The 20,859-nt window shown below is 45.2% G+C and carries 20 protein-coding genes; 13 read left to right on the forward strand and 7 right to left on the reverse strand.

All coding sequences use genetic code 11. The annotated features are described in order from the left end of the window. Positions 1 to 98: 98 nt before the first annotated feature. Positions 99 to 1,109, reverse strand: coding sequence for a hypothetical protein (locus DYU05_RS12235; RefSeq protein ID WP_117383397.1), 1,011 nt, complete (start codon positions 1,107 to 1,109; stop codon positions 99 to 101). Between the two features lie 171 nt (positions 1,110 to 1,280). Between DYU05_RS12235 and DYU05_RS12240 the strand changes: the two genes are divergently transcribed. The 3 genes from DYU05_RS12240 to DYU05_RS12250 all read left to right on the forward strand — a co-directional run bounded on the left by DYU05_RS12240 (position 1,281) and on the right by DYU05_RS12250 (position 4,665). Then, positions 1,281 to 2,525: a DEAD/DEAH box helicase gene (locus DYU05_RS12240; RefSeq protein ID WP_205771872.1), complete on the forward strand. Its 1,245-nt coding sequence runs from the start codon at positions 1,281 to 1,283 to the stop codon at positions 2,523 to 2,525. An 84-nt stretch (positions 2,526 to 2,609) separates the two neighbouring features. Continuing rightward, positions 2,610 to 3,485 (forward strand): TIM barrel protein, encoded by an 876-nt coding sequence (locus DYU05_RS12245; protein WP_117383399.1) that lies wholly within the window; start codon positions 2,610 to 2,612, stop codon positions 3,483 to 3,485. A 61-nt stretch (positions 3,486 to 3,546) separates the two neighbouring features. Then, positions 3,547 to 4,665 (forward strand): alpha/beta hydrolase, encoded by a 1,119-nt coding sequence (locus DYU05_RS12250; protein WP_117383400.1) that lies wholly within the window; start codon positions 3,547 to 3,549, stop codon positions 4,663 to 4,665. A gap of 1 nt (position 4,666) precedes the next feature. Here the strand turns inward: DYU05_RS12250 and DYU05_RS12255 are convergent, their stop codons facing one another. Genes DYU05_RS12255 through DYU05_RS12265 form a run of 3 tightly spaced genes read right to left on the reverse strand, consistent with a single transcriptional unit; the run spans position 4,667 to position 6,972 of the window. After that, positions 4,667 to 5,443, reverse strand: coding sequence for a molybdopterin-dependent oxidoreductase (locus tag DYU05_RS12255; protein WP_117383401.1), 777 nt, complete (start codon positions 5,441 to 5,443; stop codon positions 4,667 to 4,669). Then, entirely contained in the window at positions 5,433 to 6,134 is a 702-nt protein-coding gene (locus DYU05_RS12260; RefSeq protein ID WP_165852067.1) for a cytochrome b/b6 domain-containing protein, read from the reverse strand. Before DYU05_RS12260 ends, DYU05_RS12255 begins: the two co-directional genes overlap by 11 nt. A gap of 37 nt (positions 6,135 to 6,171) precedes the next feature. Then, entirely contained in the window at positions 6,172 to 6,972 is an 801-nt protein-coding gene (locus tag DYU05_RS12265) for a DUF1223 domain-containing protein (protein WP_117383993.1), read from the reverse strand. A 177-nt stretch (positions 6,973 to 7,149) separates the two neighbouring features. Between DYU05_RS12265 and DYU05_RS12270 the strand changes: the two genes are divergently transcribed. The 4 genes from DYU05_RS12270 to DYU05_RS12285 all read left to right on the forward strand — a co-directional run bounded on the left by DYU05_RS12270 (position 7,150) and on the right by DYU05_RS12285 (position 9,780). Next, entirely contained in the window at positions 7,150 to 7,725 is a 576-nt protein-coding gene (locus DYU05_RS12270) for a sigma-70 family RNA polymerase sigma factor (protein ID WP_235854010.1), read from the forward strand. 1 nt (position 7,726) lies between these two features. Continuing rightward, positions 7,727 to 7,999 carry a hypothetical protein gene (locus tag DYU05_RS12275; RefSeq protein WP_117383403.1) on the forward strand — a complete coding sequence of 91 codons (273 nt, stop codon included), beginning with the start codon at positions 7,727 to 7,729 and terminating at the stop codon, positions 7,997 to 7,999. Between the two features lie 140 nt (positions 8,000 to 8,139). Beyond that, positions 8,140 to 8,655, forward strand: a complete 516-nt coding sequence (locus DYU05_RS12280; RefSeq protein ID WP_117383404.1) for a molybdopterin-binding protein — start codon at positions 8,140 to 8,142, stop codon at positions 8,653 to 8,655. A 21-nt stretch (positions 8,656 to 8,676) separates the two neighbouring features. Beyond that, positions 8,677 to 9,780 carry a DUF5700 domain-containing putative Zn-dependent protease gene (locus DYU05_RS12285; RefSeq protein ID WP_133300222.1) on the forward strand — a complete coding sequence of 368 codons (1,104 nt, stop codon included), beginning with the start codon at positions 8,677 to 8,679 and terminating at the stop codon, positions 9,778 to 9,780. On the opposite strand, the gene DYU05_RS12290 is transcribed toward DYU05_RS12285, so the two are convergent. From DYU05_RS12290 to modA, 3 genes are read right to left on the reverse strand one after another with little or no spacing between them, the layout of a single operon-like run. Beyond that, on the reverse strand, positions 9,759 to 10,400 hold the full coding sequence (locus DYU05_RS12290; protein ID WP_117383406.1) for an ATP-binding cassette domain-containing protein: 642 nt from the start codon (positions 10,398 to 10,400) through the stop codon (positions 9,759 to 9,761). The two genes, DYU05_RS12285 and DYU05_RS12290, sit on opposite strands and share 22 nt — an antisense overlap. After that, on the reverse strand, positions 10,397 to 11,068 hold the full coding sequence (gene modB / locus DYU05_RS12295; RefSeq protein WP_117383407.1) for a molybdate ABC transporter permease subunit: 672 nt from the start codon (positions 11,066 to 11,068) through the stop codon (positions 10,397 to 10,399). The genes DYU05_RS12290 and modB overlap by 4 nt, the downstream gene beginning before the upstream one ends. 3 nt (positions 11,069 to 11,071) lie before the next feature. Continuing rightward, positions 11,072 to 11,836, reverse strand: coding sequence for a molybdate ABC transporter substrate-binding protein (gene modA / locus DYU05_RS12300; RefSeq protein ID WP_235854011.1), 765 nt, complete (start codon positions 11,834 to 11,836; stop codon positions 11,072 to 11,074). 112 nt (positions 11,837 to 11,948) lie between these two features. On the opposite strand from modA, the gene DYU05_RS12305 reads away from it, so the two are divergent. The 6 genes from DYU05_RS12305 (at position 11,949) to DYU05_RS12330 (ending at position 20,826) form a co-directional block, all read left to right on the forward strand. After that, a complete protein-coding gene (locus tag DYU05_RS12305) occupies positions 11,949 to 12,800 on the forward strand; it encodes a glycoside hydrolase family 16 protein (protein WP_117383995.1) in 852 nt (283 codons plus the stop codon). Between the two features lie 15 nt (positions 12,801 to 12,815). After that, the gene (locus DYU05_RS12310; RefSeq protein ID WP_117383408.1) at positions 12,816 to 14,048 is read left to right on the forward strand and encodes a glycoside hydrolase family 5 protein; all 1,233 of its coding nucleotides are present in this window, start codon (positions 12,816 to 12,818) and stop codon (positions 14,046 to 14,048) included. A gap of 177 nt (positions 14,049 to 14,225) precedes the next feature. Next, entirely contained in the window at positions 14,226 to 16,136 is a 1,911-nt protein-coding gene (locus tag DYU05_RS12315) for a 7TM diverse intracellular signaling domain-containing protein (protein ID WP_117383409.1), read from the forward strand. Positions 16,137 to 16,696: 560 nt separating this feature from the next. Beyond that, positions 16,697 to 18,571, forward strand: coding sequence for a glycoside hydrolase family 30 beta sandwich domain-containing protein (locus DYU05_RS12320; protein ID WP_117383410.1), 1,875 nt, complete (start codon positions 16,697 to 16,699; stop codon positions 18,569 to 18,571). A gap of 79 nt (positions 18,572 to 18,650) precedes the next feature. After that, complete coding sequence (locus DYU05_RS12325) at positions 18,651 to 19,883, forward strand: family 16 glycosylhydrolase (RefSeq protein ID WP_117383411.1); 1,233 nt, start codon at positions 18,651 to 18,653, stop codon at positions 19,881 to 19,883. Between the two features lie 58 nt (positions 19,884 to 19,941). Beyond that, on the forward strand, positions 19,942 to 20,826 hold the full coding sequence (locus DYU05_RS12330) for a hypothetical protein (RefSeq protein ID WP_133300223.1): 885 nt from the start codon (positions 19,942 to 19,944) through the stop codon (positions 20,824 to 20,826). Positions 20,827 to 20,859: the final 33 nt, after the last annotated feature.

Below are 20,859 nucleotides of genomic sequence, written 5' to 3' on the forward strand. Positions count from 1 at the left end.
ATTTCGATTGCTGCTTAAATAACGCTAAATCAATCGAAAAAATTACAGTTACACTTAACCAATATGGCCAATAAACTTTACGCTTAAAGTACCCGAAGCTACCTGCTCAACAAAAAAGACAATCCAGAAGCAAGCCCAACAGTTACATACCCGTAGCTATCCTGAAAGGAGAAGTTGTAATCGTCCTGCCCGCGGTACCCGCCGCCGCCCATAACGGCCACATCTTTCAGGAATGGCAGATGGTAGTAATATTTAAGCCCAATGTTCAACCGTTTTTTGATGTCTAAGGTGCCGTAGCCGTTGTACTTATCGGCAATGTAAGTAAAGTCAAGTTGCAGGCGTTGCCAGTTTTCAAATAGTTTGCTGTCTTTTTTTATTGGATCTTCATAGCTCTTAGCAATGTTGAGCATATAGCTGCCGTTAACACGTACCCACCCGTATTTACCAGGCAGGCCAGTAGCATAACCTTTACCAAACAGGCCGCTGTGTAACTCAACTCCAACCGTCTTATATTGATTAATGATCCGGTCTGTTTTATCAGTACGTTTACCAACAGTGTAGTTAAGCGTGTAAAAATTGGTCGAGAACTTTCCGCTGTCGGCATTAAAGCTGCCGTCAGGCAGTACTGTTGGTCCGCGTACCCCGTTGGAATGGTGTGTGTAGCCGCCCGATAAAAACTCCGGATGATATACATCATGATTCAACCGGTAGAAGAGCTGTATGCCGGGCATATAGCTGGGCGATTTTACAGGTGCCCCGGGTGTTGCAAGCAGCCTGATTTTAACCCTCGTAAAAGCATTTATGAATAAACGCGACTTAGGGGTGCTGTAAACCACAAAATTAGCTACAACATCTGCTACTAACTGTGTTTTTACTTTTTGAAAGTACTCATTGCCGAACATGGATGACCGTAGATTTTGTGTGTAGATATCGTTGAAATCCCGGTTGATGAGCCGCGTCGCGATCAGGCTGGTTATGGTGTCTTGCCGTATGGCTGTGCCTTGCACCTTAATGGTGTCAACGCTGGTAGCAAGTAGACGGGAGGCAGAGAGCAGGACTAAAACAAAGGCAATTACCGACGTTCTAAGAGGTATAAATTTAGCAGACATTATTAAAATAAGAGTGGGCTATGTTGCCCGGTAAAATTACAGCCTTTAACAGTTATTGTTTTTGACACACCTGTACAGAATATAAAAGAGACGTTTACCTGACATAACAAGCCGTATTTACTATTAAACCAACAAAATACCTATCTTGCACTTTTACCATAATAACGATAAGTGACTTTCCAGGAATTTAATTTTGACGAACAACTACTAGAAGGGGTACTAAGCATGGGCTACACCAATGCAACCCCCATACAGGAACTTGCAATACCTGCTATAATGGCCGGTGACGACCTTATAGCCTGCGCGCAAACAGGTACCGGCAAAACGGCATCGTACCTGTTGCCCGTGCTAAACCACATAGCTACCACACATAAGCATAATATTAGTGCGTTGGTATTGGCACCAACCCGCGAGCTTGCCCAACAGATAGATCAGCAGGTAGAAGGTTTAGCCTATTTTACCGGCATCAGCTCTATTGCCGTATTTGGCGGAGGCGATGGCATTGCTTACGAGCAGCAGCGCCGCGGCATTCAGAACAATGTGAATATTTTGATAGCTACCCCAGGCAGGCTTATTGCTCACCTTACCTCAGGCGTGTTAAAGCTTAATACCGTTACGCACCTTGTGCTTGACGAAGCAGACCGTATGCTTGACATGGGTTTCCAGGACGACATAATGCGCATCATTAGCTATCTGCCTAAAAAGCGGCAAACACTGCTTTTCTCGGCAACTATGCCGGGCCGCATCCGTACCCTCGCTAAAGCTATCCTACATGAGCCGCAGCAGATCAATATCGCGATATCAAAACCTGCAGAAGGTATCGACCAGCAGATATACCGGGTTCACGATGGTCAGAAGATGCCGCTGCTGAAGAAAATACTTAAAGAAGGCGGCTATTTAAGCTCCATTGTTTTTGCGTCCCGTAAGGAAATTGTAAGGGCGATATACAAGGAACTCAAGCAAGCCAATTTAAGTGTTGCCGCCTTCCACTCGGACCTTCAGCAAAACGAGCGAGAAGAAATATTGCTAAAGTTTAAAAACAAGCAACTACCTGTAATTATTGGTACCGATGCGCTTTCGCGCGGTATTGATGTGGAAGGGATAGATTTGGTTATAAATTACGACGTACCACCGGACCCGGAGGATTATGTACACCGTATTGGCCGTACCGCAAGGGCAGCCACCAAAGGTACTGCTATAACGTTTGTAAACGACCGTGACCTTCGGCGCTTTAAAACCATTGAGGCGCTGATAGAGCGTACGCTGGAGCCAAAAGAATTGCCGGAAGAACTGCAGTCTATTGAGGCGCCAAAACAGGAGAGGCCGCACGATGGACCTAAGAACGACAAACGGCGCAGGCCTAACCGTTATAAAGGAAATAAGAAGGATAATAAGCCACGCCCTGCGGCTAATTAAACCTTGTAAAATTTGTGTGGTCTATTTGATTGTAAATGTCAATGCGTTACATTTACACAACAAACCAACTAAACACTAAATAAAATGACTTCCAGACGTTCGTTCCTAAAAACTTCGGCGATGCTTGGCGCAGGGCTCATGATGTCGCCCGAGCTTTTCGCACGCAACAAAAAATACATTGGCGTACAACTGTATACCGTGCGGGATGCTATGGCTAAAGACCCTAAGGCAACCCTCGCTAAAGTTGCGGGCGTTGGCTTTAACTCCGTTGAGGGCGCTACCTATACAGGTACGCAAAAGTTTTACGGGATGGAGCCTGCAGAGTTTAAGCAAACACTGAAGGATAATGGCCTGATTATGCCAAGCGCACACTATATGCTGGGCGAAGGTATGCCGAACACTAAAGGAACCATTATAAACGAATGGCAGAAAGCGGTTGATGACGCTGCTGCAGTAGGTTTAAAGTACATGGTTTGCGCTTATCTTTTAGATAACGAACGCGGCACATTAAGCCACTACAAAGAGACTGCGGCAAAATTGAACCATGCCGGCGAGATTTGCAAAAAAGCAGGTATACAGTTGTGCTACCATAATCATGATTTTGAGTTTAAGCAGGAAGACGGCAAATACCCGTACGAAATGCTGCTGAACAATACCGATCCTGACCTGGTAAAGATGGAGATGGATATTTACTGGATATACAAGGCAAAGCAAGATCCTATTGCATTGTTCAACCGCTATCCTAAACGTTTTCCTTTATGGCACGTAAAGGATATGGATAAAACCCCTAAACAAATGTTTACCGAAGTTGGTAACGGGGTAATTCCGTTTAAAAACATTTTTAAAGAAGCTAAGAAAGCAGGTTTAGACTATTTCTTTAACGAACAGGATATTTGCCCGGGCGATCCGTTCGACAGCATCACTAAAAGCTATTCTTATATCAAACAGAATTTAGTTTAACTAGACATTATACAATGAAGAAGCCGGATCTTTTGTCCGGCTTTTTTATTTTGCAGCTTTTATGGTAAGACTGATCTTAAGCGTGTTGCTGTTCCTCGTGTCGTTACTGGTTATTTTCGGCGCTCCCGAATACCACATATGGATGCTGGCAGTAGCTGTTAATTCCTATCCGCTGGTATTTACCGGGATAACCTTTATACTGCTGCTATCTCTTATTTCGCTAAGAAGATATCGTTTACCTGCAGTGTTAACAGCTGTAATTGCTTTTGCACTATTTCTTTATCCGGTTGTTAATGCCTGGTCTGTAGCCAGGAGTCTGCCGAACGCTTTTAACAGCGCGGTTAATAGCACAGAAGCTAAAGCGATTTCCTATAAACCATTTAGTTTCTTGCAATTGTTAAAAGGTCCGCCAGCGATGCCATTTAAAACCATCACCTACGACAGTGCATCTCATCTTACGTTTGATTACTACCGCAATAGTAAACAACAAAAACAGCCCTGCGTGGTCGTTGTTCATGGCGGCTCGTGGAGTGGTGGCAACAGCAGGCAATTACCAGGGCTAAATGGCTACCTGTCTGTACGTGGCTACAATGTGGCGTCTATTAACTATCACCTCGCCCCGAAATACCGGAATCCGGTTCCGGTTGAAGATGTGAGGCATTTAATTAATTATTTAAAAGCAAATGCGATACAACTTAATATAGATACCGGCAGGTTTGTGCTTTTAGGACGGTCGGCAGGGGCGCAGATAGCCTTGCTTGCTGCTTATGCGCATCCTGATAAAAACATAAAAGGAGTAATAGATTTTTACGGACCTGCAGATATGGTGTGGGGCTATTCTGTACCGGCAAATCCACTGATCATGAATTCAAGGAAGGTGATGCAAAACTATATAGGCGATGCATATGAGAAAATGCCTGATAAGTACGCTGCTTCTTCACCGGTGTTGTTTGTAAATGAGCGCACTGTGCCTACACTCATCATACATGGAGATAATGACGTGCTGGTATCACCATTGCATAGCACAAAGCTGGATTCGGTGTTATCTAAAAACAAAGTACCACACTTGTTGGTGCAGCTGCCCTGGGCCACACACGGGTTCGACTATAATTTAAACGGACCGGGCGGGCAGTTGTCCACCTATCTAACACTAAGATTCCTGCAAGTTGTTTGCAGATAGGTTATAGTCCTGAGTAATAATCATAACCCTGCTCCGCCCAATAGTCGGGTGGCCGGTTGTTGCCAAAGGTTATGCTGCCAATTCGCTTTAAGTTTTTGATGCCGTATTTTACGGGGATGATCAGCCGAAGCGGCGCGCCATGTTTAGCAGGCAATGGCTTGCCGTTCATCTCATAAGTAAGAATTGTTTGTGGATGCACCGCGCTGGGCATATCTAAGCCTACGTAGTACTTTTTGTCGGGCGTCATCATACCCACATAGTTTAGCTGTGTTTCTTTAGCCAGGCCAAAATGTTCTATAAAGTCGATGAACTTAACGCCTCCCCAATATTGTATCTGGTCCCAGCCCTCTACACATTTAAAGTCGAACACGATCTCAGTTTTAGGCAAAGCTTTTATTTGATCTATGGTGATGTTCAACAATTCGCCGGTGCTTTTCTTTACCTGCAGTGCCCAGTCTTCAGGTGCCGCGCCGCCGTTGCCTATATCGCTGTTATGGCGCACCTGCTTTGCTGCCATTTCTTTAGGATAGGTTTTAACCAGGTGATTGTTGCTAAAGAAATTGCGAAAGAAAAGTTCTGTTTTATTAAGTGCTTTTCGCAGCGGTGCCTTAGCCCCTGATGTAACGCCGGACACTTCTTTAGGCGCGGTATAAAGTGCCCGCCAGCCCTCGTAAGCGGCAGCTGATAATACACCAAAAACTCCGAACGATATAAAGTTGCGGCGACGGATCTTTTGATCCACTGTAAGTTCTTTCTTTTGCTTTGCCTTATCTTCCATCTTCTGCGGGGGCTTGTGGCGCAACGGCCGGTGTGGGATCTTCGTTCACAACTTCAAAGCCGGAGATCATCGAACGGAAGTTGTTCCAGCCTGCAAGTATTACCTGTACAATGTGAATAATGAAGAAAAGTACGTATCCTATTGTTAAAACGAAGTGTTCTACCCGGGCGGCATGATACCCGCCGCAAAGCCAGGTAAGCCTGTTAAACTGTACCGGCTTGTAAATTGCAAGGCCGGTAATAAGCGAACCAAGCCCCATTATAATAATAGCGGTATAGGCAATACGCTGGGCAGCATTGTACTTTTCTTGCGGTGGTGCCATCTTACGAATGTGCAGATCATGCAGCAGCACCAGCCAGGCCTCTTTAAAGGAGTGCCGGTTGGGGAGCAATTCCCTCCACGCGCCGGATATTATCGTGTATAAAACATAGAGTATACCATTTATGACGAAAAACCACATAAACAAAAAGTGAAAAGACATTCCCTCTGCCAGGCGGCGTGGTACATGCAGCGCGTTGTAAAAGCCCTGCGGAAAGAACTTGTAATAAGTATGGCCGAACAACTTAATGGAGTACTCATCGTTAGCCCAGTAGATAAGCAGCCCGCTCCATATCATAATGGTGAGTATCGGGAAGTTTACCCAGTGGGTCCATCGCATTATCAGCGAATGTTTTTCTTTGATTGCTTTCATTGTGGAGGCTCGTCGTGTATTGCAAATATCAGATAATTTAGTTGCTTGCCATCATGCCCGTTTGCAGCGGTGATTTTGCTGCCGCTAGTATTTCCCCGGTAGAAGTGTTTTGCACCAAGCCTATTATCTCGTACTTGCTGCTGATAAAACCTTTTGATAATGTAAATTGTACCTGGCCTTTATCAGCGGTTAGGCTAACGTTTTTAAGTTGGCTTACTATCTGTACGTGAGATAAAGTACGCCCGCCGTTCTCGCCGCTTTTTACTTCAGTTGTGGCGTTCTTTTCTATCAGCGCAACAACAAGCGAGCTGTTTGCTGAGGGTTGTTTCGCGCTGTAATTAACGCTGATACCTGTAGCTGAGATCTTGGGATCAGCTAACGTAAGTTCTGCTGTTGTTTGCTTGCCAAGGCCAGCCGTTATAGCATTGCGCAGCGTGCCTTCCTGCGAGCCCACAAACTCTTTCTGGCCATTAACAACTATCTGCGGCGTATACACCGAGCTGGTGCGCAGCCAGCTGGCGTAAGCATTTTGACGTTTAGAATAATCTGCGCTGCTGAACGGGTCTTTCCAGCCCAGGCGGTTCCAATAGTCTACGTGATAGGCTAAAATGTAAATGGGCCTGTCTTTAATTTCTTTTTCTATTTTAGCTATAACGGCATCGGCAGGCGGGCAGCTGGAGCAACCTTCGGACGTAAACAGTTCTACAACGGCAAAGCCTTTGTTATCTGTATCAAGTTTAGTTACGTGTTCTTTAGGGGTGCCTTTTACAAACGCGGCAGTTATAAAGCCTAGGGTTAGTATTATTATAATCAGCGGAAGTATTTTCAAAGTTTTCATGTGAATGTATTTATACCGCTTAGTAGCTGCGCGTTTAATTTCCTTACAAATAAAGCTACATTTATTTAGCACCATAATACTTACGTAATTGCACAAGCGCCAATCTCAATAAAAATGTAAAGATCTTGTAAGGTTTTACAGGTTTTTACTACAAAACATTATCATACGACCGATACCATGACGATGCCTCCCAACGATCATCAGCTCGAGCCGCGCAATTGGGTAAAAACCTATGCCGACTATTTATATGCTTACGCGATAACCCGTATCCGCGACGAGGAACAGGCGCGAGACCTTGTACAGGAAACCTTCCTTGCCGGCCTGCAGGGCCTTGACAGGTTTGTAGGAAAAAGTTCTGAGCGTACCTGGCTTACCGCGATACTGAAAAATAAGATAATGGATGTTTACCGTAAGAATTCATCAGGACTAAAAACAACGCCGTTGAATGTTGATACGACCAGCGACAAAAATTTCTTTGGCGATGATGGGCACTGGATGCCTGAACATGCGCCACAACACTTTGGGCTCGATCAGCAGGATGCGCTGAATACAAAGGAGTTTGATTTTGTACTGAAGAAGTGCATGCAGAAGCTGCCAGGATTGTGGGCATCGGTATTTACCATGAAGCACCTGGATGACGAGGAAACAGAAACTATTTGCACAGAACTGAAAATAAGCCCTTCTAATTACTGGGTGATTATTCATCGTGCGAAGCTGAACCTGAGGGCCTGCCTTCAGAAAAACTGGGTATAGAATGAGCAACCTAAAAAATATAGTATATAACTGCCGCAAGGCCACTTACCTTATAGACAAACGTATGTTGGGCAAGATAACCGTACGCGAAAGTGTGGAATTGCGCATACACCTGCTGCAATGCGATGTGTGCAAGCTCTATATAAAGCAAAGTGCTAAAATTAATGAGATGATTAAAGCACTTCTGAGAGCAGAACCGAAGGAAATTACACTGGATGACAGCTACAAAAAGCAGCTTGAAATTCAGGTGAACGATGCTCTGAATAAAAACTAAATTTTATGTAAGGTTTCCCCGGCGTTAACGACAAAGCGGAAAATGATTGGGAGGTCGTTTTTGTTTTTGTTGATGAGGGGCGGCAACGCCCCTTTTCTTTTGGCCGGAAATTGCTACTTTGCAAATACAGGATTTACATCATGAGGAACATTCTATTTATTCTTTTTCTTGCCGTTGCATTAAACGCGACCGCGCAGGATACTGCTACCAAACAAACGTTACAGTTTACTATCACCGGTGGGGTAGAGAAGGAATCGTTAATTACGCCGGACTCGCTTAAGCAATATAAAACAGTTGTAATCGGCGATATAAAAGTGACCGACCATACCGGCGCCTTTAAACATAAGGATGATGATCTGAAAGGCGTTTTGCTAAAAGACATACTATCACATACCAAATACAAAACCAGCAGCCCTAAACTGCTCAGCCGCTTTTACTTTGTTTGCACCGGCGCTGATGGCTACAAGGTAGTATACTCCTGGAACGAGCTTTATAATACTACTGTTGGCGACAAGGTATTCATTATTACTGAGAAGAACGGAAAAGGCATAAACGAGTTGCCCGAAAGCATTCAGATGACGTCTGCCTCGGATTTTAAAACCGGGCGCCGGTACTTACATAATTTGCTTAAAATTGCAGTAGAAGAAGTTCAATAAAAAGAGATGTATTTAAGTAAGATGAGAAAGTACATTGTTACCTTACTGCTGCTATGCTTTTATGGAGTAAGTGTTGCAGGGCAAATAAAAACCGGGCCTGTGATCAACGTCACAGTGGACTTTGAAAGTGCCCGCATAATTACAGGTTTACTTGCCGGTAAAAAGGTTACGGACGAACAGTTAACAAATGCTGCTCAAGCTTTTGGCAGCAAACAGCTTATTGCTAAGGTAAAAGGCTACAGTGGCGCCGGCGAAGATAAGTTTAAAAGCACCCTGAGGGAGATTATAGAGACTGGTACAATTAAGGGTGACGACAACTATAACTGGAAACTTGTTAAAGCGAACTTGCCCCAAATACGTTTACTCATCAACAAACTGGCGGCAGATCAGAAGAGCTTTATTGCTGATGTTACCCGGATGATAGAGACCTATACACCCGACAGCATAAACGCTAATGTAAGGGCATGCTTTCTGGTAGGCGGTGGATCGCTGGGCTTTGTACTGAATGATGGCAGCATCTTTAACGTAGCCCTGCAAAAAATTGGGAATGACTACGAAGGGCTAAGATACCTGGTAGCACACGAACTCTACCATTCGATACAGGATGCTGGCCGCACATTGCGTAAAGTTAGCGCTCAAAAAGGAACGCCTTACAACGCAAAGGCATCATGGGCCATTGCCTATAATGTTTGGAGTGAAGGCACCGCTACGCTGGTAGGCGACATAACCAGAATTACTAAGCCGGAGCCATTTACCAAAGTACAGATGGAAGAGGTTAACAAGAATCTGGCTCGTAAGCGGCAGAATTTTGTACTTATTGAAACGATGCTGTTTAAAGCCTATGCTGATACGGCAACGCACGTTTATAACGAACTTTATAACATCGGATTTACCACCGGCTATGATGAAGCCGGCTACTATGTTGGTTATGAAATGGCAAAAAAGCTGCAGCAATTTAACGGCGCAGGTGCGATTGCCGATCTTATCATTAACGATCCGCTGGTGATGTTTGAGGAGTACATCAAGCTTTACAAAGCGCACCCGCAGGATAATACTTTCATCCGTTTCGATGCAACGACAGAGGGTATTATTGCAAGCCTTGCTCAGTGGAAAGGCAAAATATAGTCTTCTCCTATTATTAATTCATCGCTTGCAATTTCCTTCAACTCCTGTGGGTTGTGGCTCACTATAAGCACGGTAGCCGCTAACTCTTTAAACACGTTGTTAAGGTCAGCAAGCAACTCTGTCTTGGTTTTTACATCCAGTGCAGAAAAGGGTTCATCCATCAGCAAAACTGCTGGCTTAATGGCCAGCGCGCGTAAAATGGCCAGTCGCTGCTGCTGTCCGCCCGAAAGGTGGTTCGGCTTATGATTGGCAAAGGCGTTTAGTTTACCAATTGCAAGTAGTTGGTCTATCCAGTCGTTGTTGGTAGTTGCATAGTTCAGGTGCTGCCTCACTGTCATGTTGGGGAAAAGCGCATAATCCTGGAAAACAAACCCGGTGCGGCGTTGCTGTGGCGTAATGTTTATTTTTTCTGCGGCGTTAAACCAAGTTTGTTCGTTTACCACAATGTGGCCATTGTCCGGCTTAATCACCCCGGCTATCATCTTTAACAAGGTGGTCTTGCCCGCGCCGGAAGGCCCGGTAATCAGGTTAATACTTCCCGCGTTAAATTGCTTTTCGATTCGTAGTACCTCCGTACCGCTGTATGCCTTTAGCTTCTTTTCTATATCGAGAACTATCATTCTAAAGGGCTTTTTGCGTGATACTTATTGTAAATGAATACTCCTGTCACCATCACAAAAGTAATAGCGAACAGCACCAGCGAGTAGTTGTTAGCCGCCGTATAGTCCAGCTGCTCTACGGCATCATACACGGCTATGGAGGCCACGCGTGTTACACCGGGTATGTTGCCGCCTATCATCAGCACCACACCAAATTCACCCAGCGTATGTGCAAAAGTTAATACAGCAGCTGTAAATAGCGATGGTTTAATATTGGGTAGCAGCACGTGCCAAAATGTTTGCCATTTGCTTTTCCCTAATGTATATGATGCCTGTGAAAGTGATAAAGGCAGCTGTTGCAGTGCCGATTTAACCGGGCTTATCATAAACGGAAGGCTGTATATTAAAGATGCAATCACCAATCCCTTAAATGAGAATACAAACTGCACATCAAACGTCTGGTATAGCCATTTACCCAAGCCTTTGCTGGGGCTAAAAGCCAGCAGCAGGTAAAAGCCGAGTACAGACGGCGGCAGCACCAGGGGCATGGTGATCAACGCTTCCACAATGATCTTAACAAAAGACCGCCTGCCAGACAGCCACCATGCTAGCGGCAGGCCCGCAACCAGCAGCACGAGTGTAGTAATACCGGCAAGTTTAAGGGTAAGCCAAATGGGGGTAAGGTCCATCAGTTACAATACATGGTAACCATATTTAACAATTAGCTTTTTAGCCTCTGCTGTAAAAATATACTTATAAAACTTAATGGCGGCGGCATTGTCCTCAGCCCTTTTTAGCAATATCATTCCCTGCTCAATTGGTGGATAAGTGTTGTCCGGGATAGTCCAACCTACCAGGGGTATTTTGCTGCTGTTCTCCCTAAAAAAAGCAAGGGTTGTAAAACCTGCGTTCACAGCATCGGTGCTAATGTATGTATTTACCTGTCCAATGCTTTCGCCCACAACCATTTTGCTTTTCAGCTTATCGTAAACACCCTGCCGTTTCAGAGCCGCCTCTGCGGCCTTGCCATATGGCGCGACAGCCGGGTTTGCTATGGCAAAACGCGTTACTTTGTCTGACAGTAAAATTTCCCACCATTTTTTTAATGATACCTTGTGCCGGCTGCATAAAATAAGTATGCCTTGCGCATAAACAACGGGCGCATTAGCGGCAAAACCATCCTTAAATAACGCTTTCGGAAGTTCGGTATCAGCCGACATGAAAATGTCAAATGGCGCTCCGTTCCTGATCTGCGTTGCCAGGGTGCCTGAAGCGGCAGACACCGGCTCAATAGTTATGCCTGTCCTCTTTTTAAAATCCTGCTGAAGCACTTTGATAACCGGCTGTAAGTTGGCTGCTACAGCTACCCTTACAACCTGCGCAGATGCTCCGCTGCTTATCAGCAAGGCTGTCATCACTGCCGCAAAGTATATGATTTTACTGATCAAAGCTTTCATAGGCAACAAATAACGCACATTGCTAATGTATAACCAACAACAGCCCTTAAATATGTCCCTTAAAATGGTTATATTTGTTTTGCTTACATACCAATATAAACCCTTACCGCTTATGAATATCTCCCGTGCTTTACTGGCATGTGCAGTTTTGTCTGTAGCTTTTTTTAGCTGCGGTAAAAAGAATGATGCCACCCCCCGGACGCCAACAATTGTACCCCCGGTAACTATTGAGGATAAAGGCTGGGCATTTGAAACCACACCTTATTTTGCAGATGAATTTAATGTTGATGGTGCGCCAAATACAGCAAGCTGGGGTTATGACAACGGTGGTGGTGGCTGGGGAAATAACGAACTGGAATATTACACGCCGGCCAATGTTGCTATTGCGGCAGGCAAACTAACCATTACTGCAAAGAAGGAAGCCATGGGCGGGCTTAATTATACGTCTACCCGGTTAGTTTCGAAAGGGGCAGGCACCATGAAGTACGGCCGTGTTGAGGTAAAAGCAAAGCTGCCCGCCGGCACGGGTACCTGGCCGGCAATATGGATGCTGCCAGATACTTATGCTTATGGCAACTGGCCAAACAGCGGCGAAATAGATATTATGGAAATGGTGGGGTTTGATCCCGGAAATGTGCATTTTACCGTGCACAATCAAACCTACAACGGAGCTAATGGTAAAGGCGATTCTAAAGTGATCGCCACTGCCAGTACTGATTATCATCTTTACCGGGTAGACTGGACACCTTACGCTATCCGCGGCTATTATGATGATGCCCTGGTATTTACTTACGTAAATAACAATGGCGGGTCGGCCACCTGGCCTTATGATCAAAACTTTCACCTCCTTTTAAACATTGCAGTTGGCGGCAGCTGGGGCGGGCAAAAAGGAGTTGATGATACATCCTTTCCTACTACTATGGATGTAGATTATGTGCATTTTTACAAAATGATTGATAAATAAAGTCTACCTTTTCTAATGAAAAAAGTATTACTTCTGCTGGCTGTGCTTTATGCAGGCATTAGCAATGTTTCCGCACAACAAACAAAATTTATTTCTACCAAAGGTAAAGACGTTATTGGTACAGATGGCAAGCCCTTCCTTATCCGCGGCACCAATTTGGGTAACTGGCTGGTTCCTGAAGGGTACATGTTCAAATTTGAGGATGCCAGTTCTCACCGGCTTATTAATCAGGCTATAAGCGAGTTGGTTGGTCCCGAAGAGGCTAAGCTTTTCTGGAAAAAATTCCTGGAGAACTATATTACACGCGATGACATCCACTTTCTAAAGGCATCCGGTATGAATTCTATACGGATACCGTTCAACTATCGCATGTTCACTACCGAGGAGTACATGGGCGGCAATGACCCTAACCGTGGCTTTGCATTGCTGGACAAGGTGATTGGATGGTGCAAGCAGGAGAAATTGTACGTACTATTGGATATGCACTGTGCGCCCGGCGGCCAAACCGGCGACAACATAGACGACGGCTTTGGCTATCCGTTCCTGTTTAAAAGCGCGGCAAGCCGTGCGCAAGCAGCGCAAATTTGGAAAAGGATTGCCGACCACTACAAGAATGAGCCAACAGTAATGGGCTATGACCTGCTGAATGAACCTATTGCACACTACTTTGATGTGAACGACCTTAACCCACACCTGGAGCCTGTTTATAAAGAGCTTACTGTGGCCGTGCGGTCTGTAGATAAAAATCACATCATCTTTTTAGGTGGCGCGCAATGGGATAGCAACTTTAAGATATTTGGAAAGCCGTTCGACCCTAAATTGGTTTACACCTTTCATAAATACTGGACAGATGCTTCCGTAAAAGTTGTACAGGAATACATTGATTTTCGTGATAAGTATAATGTACCCATCTATGTAGGCGAGACCGGTGAAAATACCGACGAGTGGGTGCGGGACTTTCGCCTGGTATGCGAAAAGAACAACATAGGCTGGCATTATTGGCCATACAAAAAGCTGGACAGCAGCCGTGGCATCATGAGCTTTGATAAGCCTGATGGTTATCAGGAAGTGATTGACTATACGCAAAAACCGCGTACAACCTTCAAAAATATCCGCGATACTGCACCAAAAGATCGCGAAAAAATTAGGCAGGCGCTTTATGCTTTGCTGGAGAATTGCAAGTTTGCAAACTGCAAACCGCAAAAGGGTTATATAGAAGCGTTGGGCTTGAAGGTGCCAGCCAAGTAGACATCCTCCCGGCCCCTCTTTGCACGTTGTGAAAGAGGGTGCAGGAAAACAAAGTTTCACCCTCTTTACGCGCAGCGGAGAGAGGGTCGACGAGCGATAGCTACGTCGGGGTGAGTAGAATAAGGGCCGTACGCTGTAGCGAATGTCGCAAGTAGATAACATAGTTGGGTATGTAACATGGTAAAACTCTACCAAAAACTATTTCTTACGTTGTTGTTATGGGTGGCGGGGCTGTCGCTTTGCTATGCGCAACCTGTTTTGCATGTTACCGATAGCATAAGGCAGCACGTTTTCCGCAGGGGAGATATAGCATGTTACCAGGAGAAAGGCAACAAGCTGGAAATTACAGACGTAGCAAGTGCGCGGTTAGCGGATAAATTTGTACGTAGCGCTGTAGTCACCCCCGAGATACATGACCCGGCAAGTACGTATTGGTACCGAATTAAAATTGACCGCTCCGGCTCTACAAAGAACAGCTGGCTGCTAGAGTTTTTTGACCAGACCATTGATAGCATTACAGTTTTCTACCCCGGCAAAAACGGCGCTTACCAAGCGTCGTTACTGGGAAGTAACCGTCCTTTTTTACAACGGCCATATACGCATAAAAACCTCATTTTCAATTTAGACAACGGGCTGAAAGGTGAGGTTACTTATTACTTAAGGATAAGGTCGCAGCAATCTGCAAACGTCATTATTGTTTTACGTGCAGTAAACTACTTTGTAAGTTACGCCTTGGACGAGTACTTCTATTTCGGGATATTCTACGGAATGATCTTGGTATTCGGCTTATACAATTTCATGATGTTTATTGCCATGCGGCAGCGGCAATACCTTTATTACATTGTTTACAACCTCAGCATCGGCTTGTACGAAATGTGTACGGATGGTATTGCTTACCAGTACCTGTGGCAAATGGCACCCCAGTGGAACCATTATGCCTATGGTATAGCATTGTTTTTGGCCAGTACATTCGCCATGCTGTTTGCGCAAAGCCTGCTCAATCTTAAAGAGAATGCCCCACGTTTTAATAGCGTATTGAAGGTAATTATTGTAGCCCGCACGGTATTCTTCCTATTGTGCCTTTTTGTAGACCGTCACCTGTTTACTTATAAGATTGTAGAGTTTATACCCTTGTCGGTAGCGTTTGTATCCGGTTGTTATGTACTATATATGGGGTACCGGCCTGCGCGGTTCTTTGTAATTGGGTATAGCTTCCTTTTTATAGGCTTTATAATAAAAACGCTTATTGCGCTAAATATGTGGGCCTTACCAGTAACGGCATTCAATTTTTATAGCCTGAGCTTTTGCTTTATTATGGAGATGCTGTTCATCACCTTTGCCATAGGCGACAGGCTGCGTATACTAAAGCGTGAAAAGGACGAAGCTCAGCAGCGGATGATAAAACAGCTGCAGCAAAATGAAGAGTTGAAAGATATCCTGAATAAGAAACTTGAGGAGCAGGTGGCAGAGCGCACGAGCGAACTGGTAGAGAAATCCTACCTGATAGAGCTGCAGAACCAGGAGCTTACCGAAGTGAACCAGCTACTGCAGCAGCAAGCGGAGGAAATATCGAGGATGAACGTTCTGCTGGAAAAAGACAATCAACTGCTGCACCAGGATATAGACAAAGTAACACACGACAGGGTGATGCTTGCCGAGGTAGACTTTGAAGAGTTCAGCAAAATATACCCGGATCGGGAGACCTGCTTTAAGTTTTTGGCTGAGCTTAAGTGGTCCAAAGGTTATGCCTGCCGCAAGTGCAGCAGCGTACAATATAGTAATGGCCACCTGCCTTATAGCCGCCGTTGTTCCAAATGCGGATACGAAGAGTCTGTTATCGCGTATACTATCCTGCAGAATACCCGCATCCCGATCAATAAAGCATTTTATATGATCTTCCTGATGTACTCTACTAAAGGGAAGATATCATCACATAAATTGTCAGAGATCCTTTCCATCCGCCAGAGCACCTGCTGGTCGTACAGTACCCGCATTAAGAAGGCTATGGAGAGTATGAAAAAGGAACTGAAAACTGCCGGAGCCAAAGGCTGGAGCAAGCTGGTGATAGACACATCTGCGGAACAGTAAGAGATCCTTTACCCTCTACTTGTCTATTTTTTGCGAAACAGCGCAAAACGAATATTTAAATTTTCTTTGCTGGGTTTTGGTGTTCAAAAAAGTGTGGAAATTGAAGGTTTTTGCTCATGATTTTAAATACTGCAAACGTCGTGTCAACGGTTAAGGAGCTTCGATTTGTGCCCGATTACCCGCCGCTTACCTGATATCAAATATTTGCTTAAAAATTAACCCGTGAAATAAGCGTATCGTAACTATTTTTTAATTTTTTCTAAAGCAGGTTTAGCTTATTTAAACCTGCTTTTTTGTTTACCAACAGCCGGATGTAAGCGTATCAAAGTGTACGTAAATGCTTATTTATCAATTATTTGTAGTGGCTTACTCTTGTTTGTAACGTTAAAATTACTTTAAATTTGTTTCAACCAGTTATACCTGCATCTGCCTCCTCATCAAAAAAACACGAAAGATCTGCGCCAATGTTACAAGCGGGATCCTGCTTTACTGTTTAAGCAATAGTTTAGTGAGTGCGGGTAAATGCAGCCATAATAAGCATACAAACCAACCAATAACTTATGAAAATTAACTACAAATTTAAACTTCTTGCGGCTGCAGTAGTTACCGCTGGACTGTTTGTGAATGCCTGTAAAAAGGATGTCGGGTCTCAAACTTCGGGAGGCACAAATGCATCAGGAACTACCGCCCGGGCTGCAAATGAAACGGTAAGTGCCTGGCTTACAAAGGGTGACCAGTCAAGCTTGCTCGCACAAAGCACTCTTAACTTTGCCGCAGATGCAGGTACCAATGCAACAACAATTACTGTGGATGAGAATGTTACTTACCAGGGTATAGATGGCTTTGGCTACACCCTGACGGGCGGAAGCGCCAGTTTATTAAATGGCTTAGGGGCGAACCAGACAGCGGTATTGAATGAGCTTTTTGGCACTGGTAATGGACAGATTGGGGTAAGCTATCTGCGTATTTCTATTGGAGCATCCGACCTTAGTTCTTCCGATTTCACCTACAACCAAACAGCCGGTGATGTAAACATGAATAACTTCAGCCTTGCACCGGAAAACACTGATTTCCTGCCTATTCTGAAAAAGATAGTAGCTATCAACCCCAGTATCAAGATCATCGCCACACCGTGGACAGCACCTACCTGGATGAAGGTGAACACCACTGGTAATAACGGCTATACTGGAGGCAGTCTTAACACTGCTTACTATGATGCTTATGCACGGTATTTCGTAAAGTACATACAAGCAATGAAAGCACAGGGTATAACCATTGATGCCATTACGCCTCAGAACGAGCCACTTAATCCGTATAATAATCCAAGCATGGTAATGCAGGCCAGTGAGCAGGTGACGTTTATCAACAACAACCTTGGCCCGCAATTACGTGCTGCCGGCTTAAATACCAAGATTATTGCTTACGATCATAATGCAGATGTGCCAAGCTACGCCACAACAGTGGTGGGGCAGGCTGGGCAGTATGTAGATGGGTCAGCGTTTCACTTGTATGCGGGCAATATCAGCGCGCTTACGGATGTACACAATGCGTATCCCAATAAGAACGTCTACTTCACCGAGCAATGGGTTGGTGCGCCAAGCAACTTCGGGGGTGACCTTAACTGGCACGTTAACACGCTCATAATAGGTGCAACACGTAACTGGAGCCGCAATGTACTGGAGTGGAATCTGGCCGCTGACCCTAATAACAACCCACACACCAACGGTGGCTGCAGCACTTGTTTAGGCGCTATTACAGTAAGCGGTACATCTATTACCCGTAACGTGGCTTATTACATAATAGCCCACGCGTCGAAATTTGTTAGGCCCGGGGCTGTGCGCATTAACTCTAACATTGCGGGGAGTATATCAAACGTAGCTTTTAAAAATAGCGATGGCTCAAAAGTGGTTGTAGCGCTTAATACCGGCAGCAGCACAGTAAGCTTTAAACTAAAATGGGGTGCCGAGTCTTTCACTTACAGCCTGGCTGCAGGTGCAGTGGTTACCTTCAAATGGAGCGGTACGCAATCTACAGGTGGCGGCACCGGAACAGGGGCTCCAATTGGTTCTACCATCACGCTTAAGGGCTTTAACAACCAGTATGTAAGCAGCGAAAATGGCACGCAGCCAATGAATTGCAACCGGGCTACAGCAGGTGGATGGGAGCAATTTACCGTGGTCGATGCCGGCGGAGGTAAAATAGCGCTGCAAAGCCAGGGCAAGTACGTGTCGTCAGAAAATGGTGCTCAGGCTATAACCTGTAGTCGTACTACTATTGGCGACTGGGAGAAGTTCGACTGGGTACCCACTGCAGATGGCAAGGTCACGTTCCGCGGTAACAATGCAAAGTTCATCAGCAGCGAAAACGGGACACAGGCCATGACCTGCTCGCGCGCCACAGCATCCGGGTGGGAAGCGTTCGGTGTGAACCAGTAAACTCTTATGCTGTCAGCCTCTCAGGCTATGATAGGCTGACAGATTCTACGGCACTTAACCAAATACTAATACCAATTTTATGAAAAAGCAATTATCTGACTTTCTTAAAAGTACCGGCATCCTGCTGGCGCTTGGCGTGATGGCTGTATCTTGTAAAAAAGATGTAAGCCGGTCTGGGGTTGATAAGCTTACGGCGCCTTCAGGCAGTGCAACTACAACCTCGCCGCGTGCTTTAACACTGGTTTGGAGCGATGAGTTTAACGGCACCACCATTGACGGCAGCAAGTGGAACGTTGACAACGGCAACCCGAATGTGAACAACGAGAAGGAGTATTACCAGGCAGCCAATGCTGCAGTAACAGGTGGAAACCTGGTGATTACTGCCAAAAACCAGAGTATGGGCGGCCAACCATACACATCTGCAAAGCTTAATACATCCGGAAAATTCAGTATTAAATATGGTCGTATTGAGGCCAGGATAAAGCTCCCGGCCTTTCAGGGGAGCTGGCCTGCATTCTGGATGCTGGGCCAAAACATAGGTCAGGTGGGCTGGCCGCAGTGTGGCGAAATAGACATAATGGAGCAAACCAACACCAGCAACACTATACTGGGTACTATGCACTGGAATAACAATGGCCATGTGTACTACGGCAACAGCATTACCGCTACCGCGACTGATTACCACGTTTATGCGGTGGAATGGGATGCTAACAGCATCAGGTGGTATGTAGACGGAACTTTGTTTAACACCGGCAACATTCAAAACAATATTAATAACACAGAAGAGTTCCACTTGCCATTCTACATAATCCTGAATCTTGCTGTAGGCGGAGATCTGCCGGGTAACAACATTAACAACGGCGCACTTCCTGCCAATATGTATGTAGATTACGTTAGGGTGTATAACATTACCAGCGGTACAGGCAGCACAGCACCTATAGGGCAAACGGTAACGCTTAAAGGTTTTAACAACCAATATGTAAGCGGCGAAAATGGTACACAAGCTATGTGGTGCAACCGCCCGTCTCCACAAGCATGGGAGCAATTTACTATTGTAGATGCAGGTGGTGGTAAAATTGCCCTGCAAAGCCAGGGTAAATATGTCTCCTCAGAAAATGGTACTCAGGCTATTACCTGTAACCGCACTACTATTGGCGATTGGGAAAAGTTTGATTGGGTACCAACCAGTGATGGAAAGGTTACTTTTAGAGGAAGTAACGGTAAATTCATTAGCAGTGAAAACGGAACGGCGGCAATGACGTGTTCACGTGCAACGGCATCAGGCTGGGAAGCCTTCGGGGTCAATCAATAAAATATCTGTAAATTACAGCCTGCCTTCACCAATGGGCAGGCTGTTTTATTTCTTCCCCATGAAAAGATCGCTTGCTTTAGCCTGCTTATTGTTCAGCTTTGTTTACGTGCGTGCGCAAACCGTCCTGAAGGTCCAATTTGATATGGCCGTGGGTTATGAGCAACAGAAGCTTGACTGGTCGATAGCAGGAAACAGCCAGGGTCAAAATCCCAACATTTATTCAGAATTAAAGTGGAAAAAGCTTGGTGGCATTGCTCTTTCAGCCGGAGCTCAATGGAACATTACCGGGCGTTTTATGCTGATGGGGAGCTATTCACATAGTGCCATAAGTGCTGGCACCGTTACAGATAACGATTACAGCAGCGATAACCGCACAAACAGGGTGTATAACGAAACTTTTGATGCCGACCAGGGGTTTAGCAGGAGTGTTGCCGGTGGATTGGGTTTTATCCTGATAGATAACAATAGGTTTGGTTTAGTGCCTTATGTTGGTTATGGAACAAGTAAGCAATCGCTGCACTTGCTGGACCGCTCCGGCCAGTTTGCTGATCTCAATAGCTCTTATCAAACGAACTGGAAAGGGCCTTTTGTTAAACTTGCAGCTGTGGCAAAGTTGCTGTCACGGCTTAGTCTAAAGGCTGATTTCAGGTATAATCAGGCTGATTACAACGCCAAAGCAGACTGGAACCTTATCTCAACTTTTCAGCATCCGGTGAGTTTCAGGCATACTGCTAAAGGCTATGGCTTAGAGGGCAACACATCTTTAGCTTATCAGTTGGTTAAAAGATTTGCCATTAACCTGGGTGCTGGTGTTTATCACTGGGAAACGGGAAAGGGTATTGATGAACTTTACCTTTCCTCCGGCACAGCTGAGCAAACGCAGCTAAATAGTGTAAACAGAAGCGGTTACCGGCTTTTTGCAGGTGTTATTTTCAAGTACTAACGGCTGTTCTTTTCAATTTTTTGTTAAGTTTGA

Source organism: Mucilaginibacter terrenus, assembly GCF_003432065.1.
In the GTDB taxonomy this organism is placed as follows: domain Bacteria; phylum Bacteroidota; class Bacteroidia; order Sphingobacteriales; family Sphingobacteriaceae; genus Mucilaginibacter; species Mucilaginibacter terrenus.

What these genes read in the sequence shown, in the direction of transcription:
- DYU05_RS12235 (WP_117383397.1), bottom strand. Translation starts at nt 1,109, where the DNA reads ATGTCTGCTAAATTTATACCTCTTAGAACGTCGGTAATTGCCTTTGTT.
- DYU05_RS12245 (WP_117383399.1), top strand. Translation starts at nt 2,610, where the DNA reads ATGACTTCCAGACGTTCGTTCCTAAAAACTTCGGCGATGCTTGGCGCA.
- DYU05_RS12250 (WP_117383400.1), top strand. Translation starts at nt 3,547, where the DNA reads ATGGTAAGACTGATCTTAAGCGTGTTGCTGTTCCTCGTGTCGTTACTG.
- DYU05_RS12255 (WP_117383401.1), bottom strand. Translation starts at nt 5,443, where the DNA reads ATGGAAGATAAGGCAAAGCAAAAGAAAGAACTTACAGTGGATCAAAAG.
- DYU05_RS12260 (WP_165852067.1), bottom strand. Translation starts at nt 6,134, where the DNA reads ATGAAAGCAATCAAAGAAAAACATTCGCTGATAATGCGATGGACCCAC.
- DYU05_RS12265 (WP_117383993.1), bottom strand. Translation starts at nt 6,972, where the DNA reads ATGAAAACTTTGAAAATACTTCCGCTGATTATAATAATACTAACCCTA.
- DYU05_RS12270 (WP_235854010.1), top strand. Translation starts at nt 7,150, where the DNA reads ATGACGATGCCTCCCAACGATCATCAGCTCGAGCCGCGCAATTGGGTA.
- DYU05_RS12275 (WP_117383403.1), top strand. Translation starts at nt 7,727, where the DNA reads ATGAGCAACCTAAAAAATATAGTATATAACTGCCGCAAGGCCACTTAC.
- DYU05_RS12280 (WP_117383404.1), top strand. Translation starts at nt 8,140, where the DNA reads ATGAGGAACATTCTATTTATTCTTTTTCTTGCCGTTGCATTAAACGCG.
- DYU05_RS12285 (WP_133300222.1), top strand. Translation starts at nt 8,677, where the DNA reads ATGAGAAAGTACATTGTTACCTTACTGCTGCTATGCTTTTATGGAGTA.
- DYU05_RS12290 (WP_117383406.1), bottom strand. Translation starts at nt 10,400, where the DNA reads ATGATAGTTCTCGATATAGAAAAGAAGCTAAAGGCATACAGCGGTACG.
- modB (WP_117383407.1), bottom strand. Translation starts at nt 11,068, where the DNA reads ATGGACCTTACCCCCATTTGGCTTACCCTTAAACTTGCCGGTATTACT.
- modA (WP_235854011.1), bottom strand. Translation starts at nt 11,836, where the DNA reads ATGAAAGCTTTGATCAGTAAAATCATATACTTTGCGGCAGTGATGACA.
- DYU05_RS12305 (WP_117383995.1), top strand. Translation starts at nt 11,949, where the DNA reads ATGAATATCTCCCGTGCTTTACTGGCATGTGCAGTTTTGTCTGTAGCT.
- DYU05_RS12310 (WP_117383408.1), top strand. Translation starts at nt 12,816, where the DNA reads ATGAAAAAAGTATTACTTCTGCTGGCTGTGCTTTATGCAGGCATTAGC.
- DYU05_RS12315 (WP_117383409.1), top strand. Translation starts at nt 14,226, where the DNA reads ATGGTAAAACTCTACCAAAAACTATTTCTTACGTTGTTGTTATGGGTG.
- DYU05_RS12320 (WP_117383410.1), top strand. Translation starts at nt 16,697, where the DNA reads ATGAAAATTAACTACAAATTTAAACTTCTTGCGGCTGCAGTAGTTACC.
- DYU05_RS12325 (WP_117383411.1), top strand. Translation starts at nt 18,651, where the DNA reads ATGAAAAAGCAATTATCTGACTTTCTTAAAAGTACCGGCATCCTGCTG.
- DYU05_RS12330 (WP_133300223.1), top strand. Translation starts at nt 19,942, where the DNA reads ATGAAAAGATCGCTTGCTTTAGCCTGCTTATTGTTCAGCTTTGTTTAC.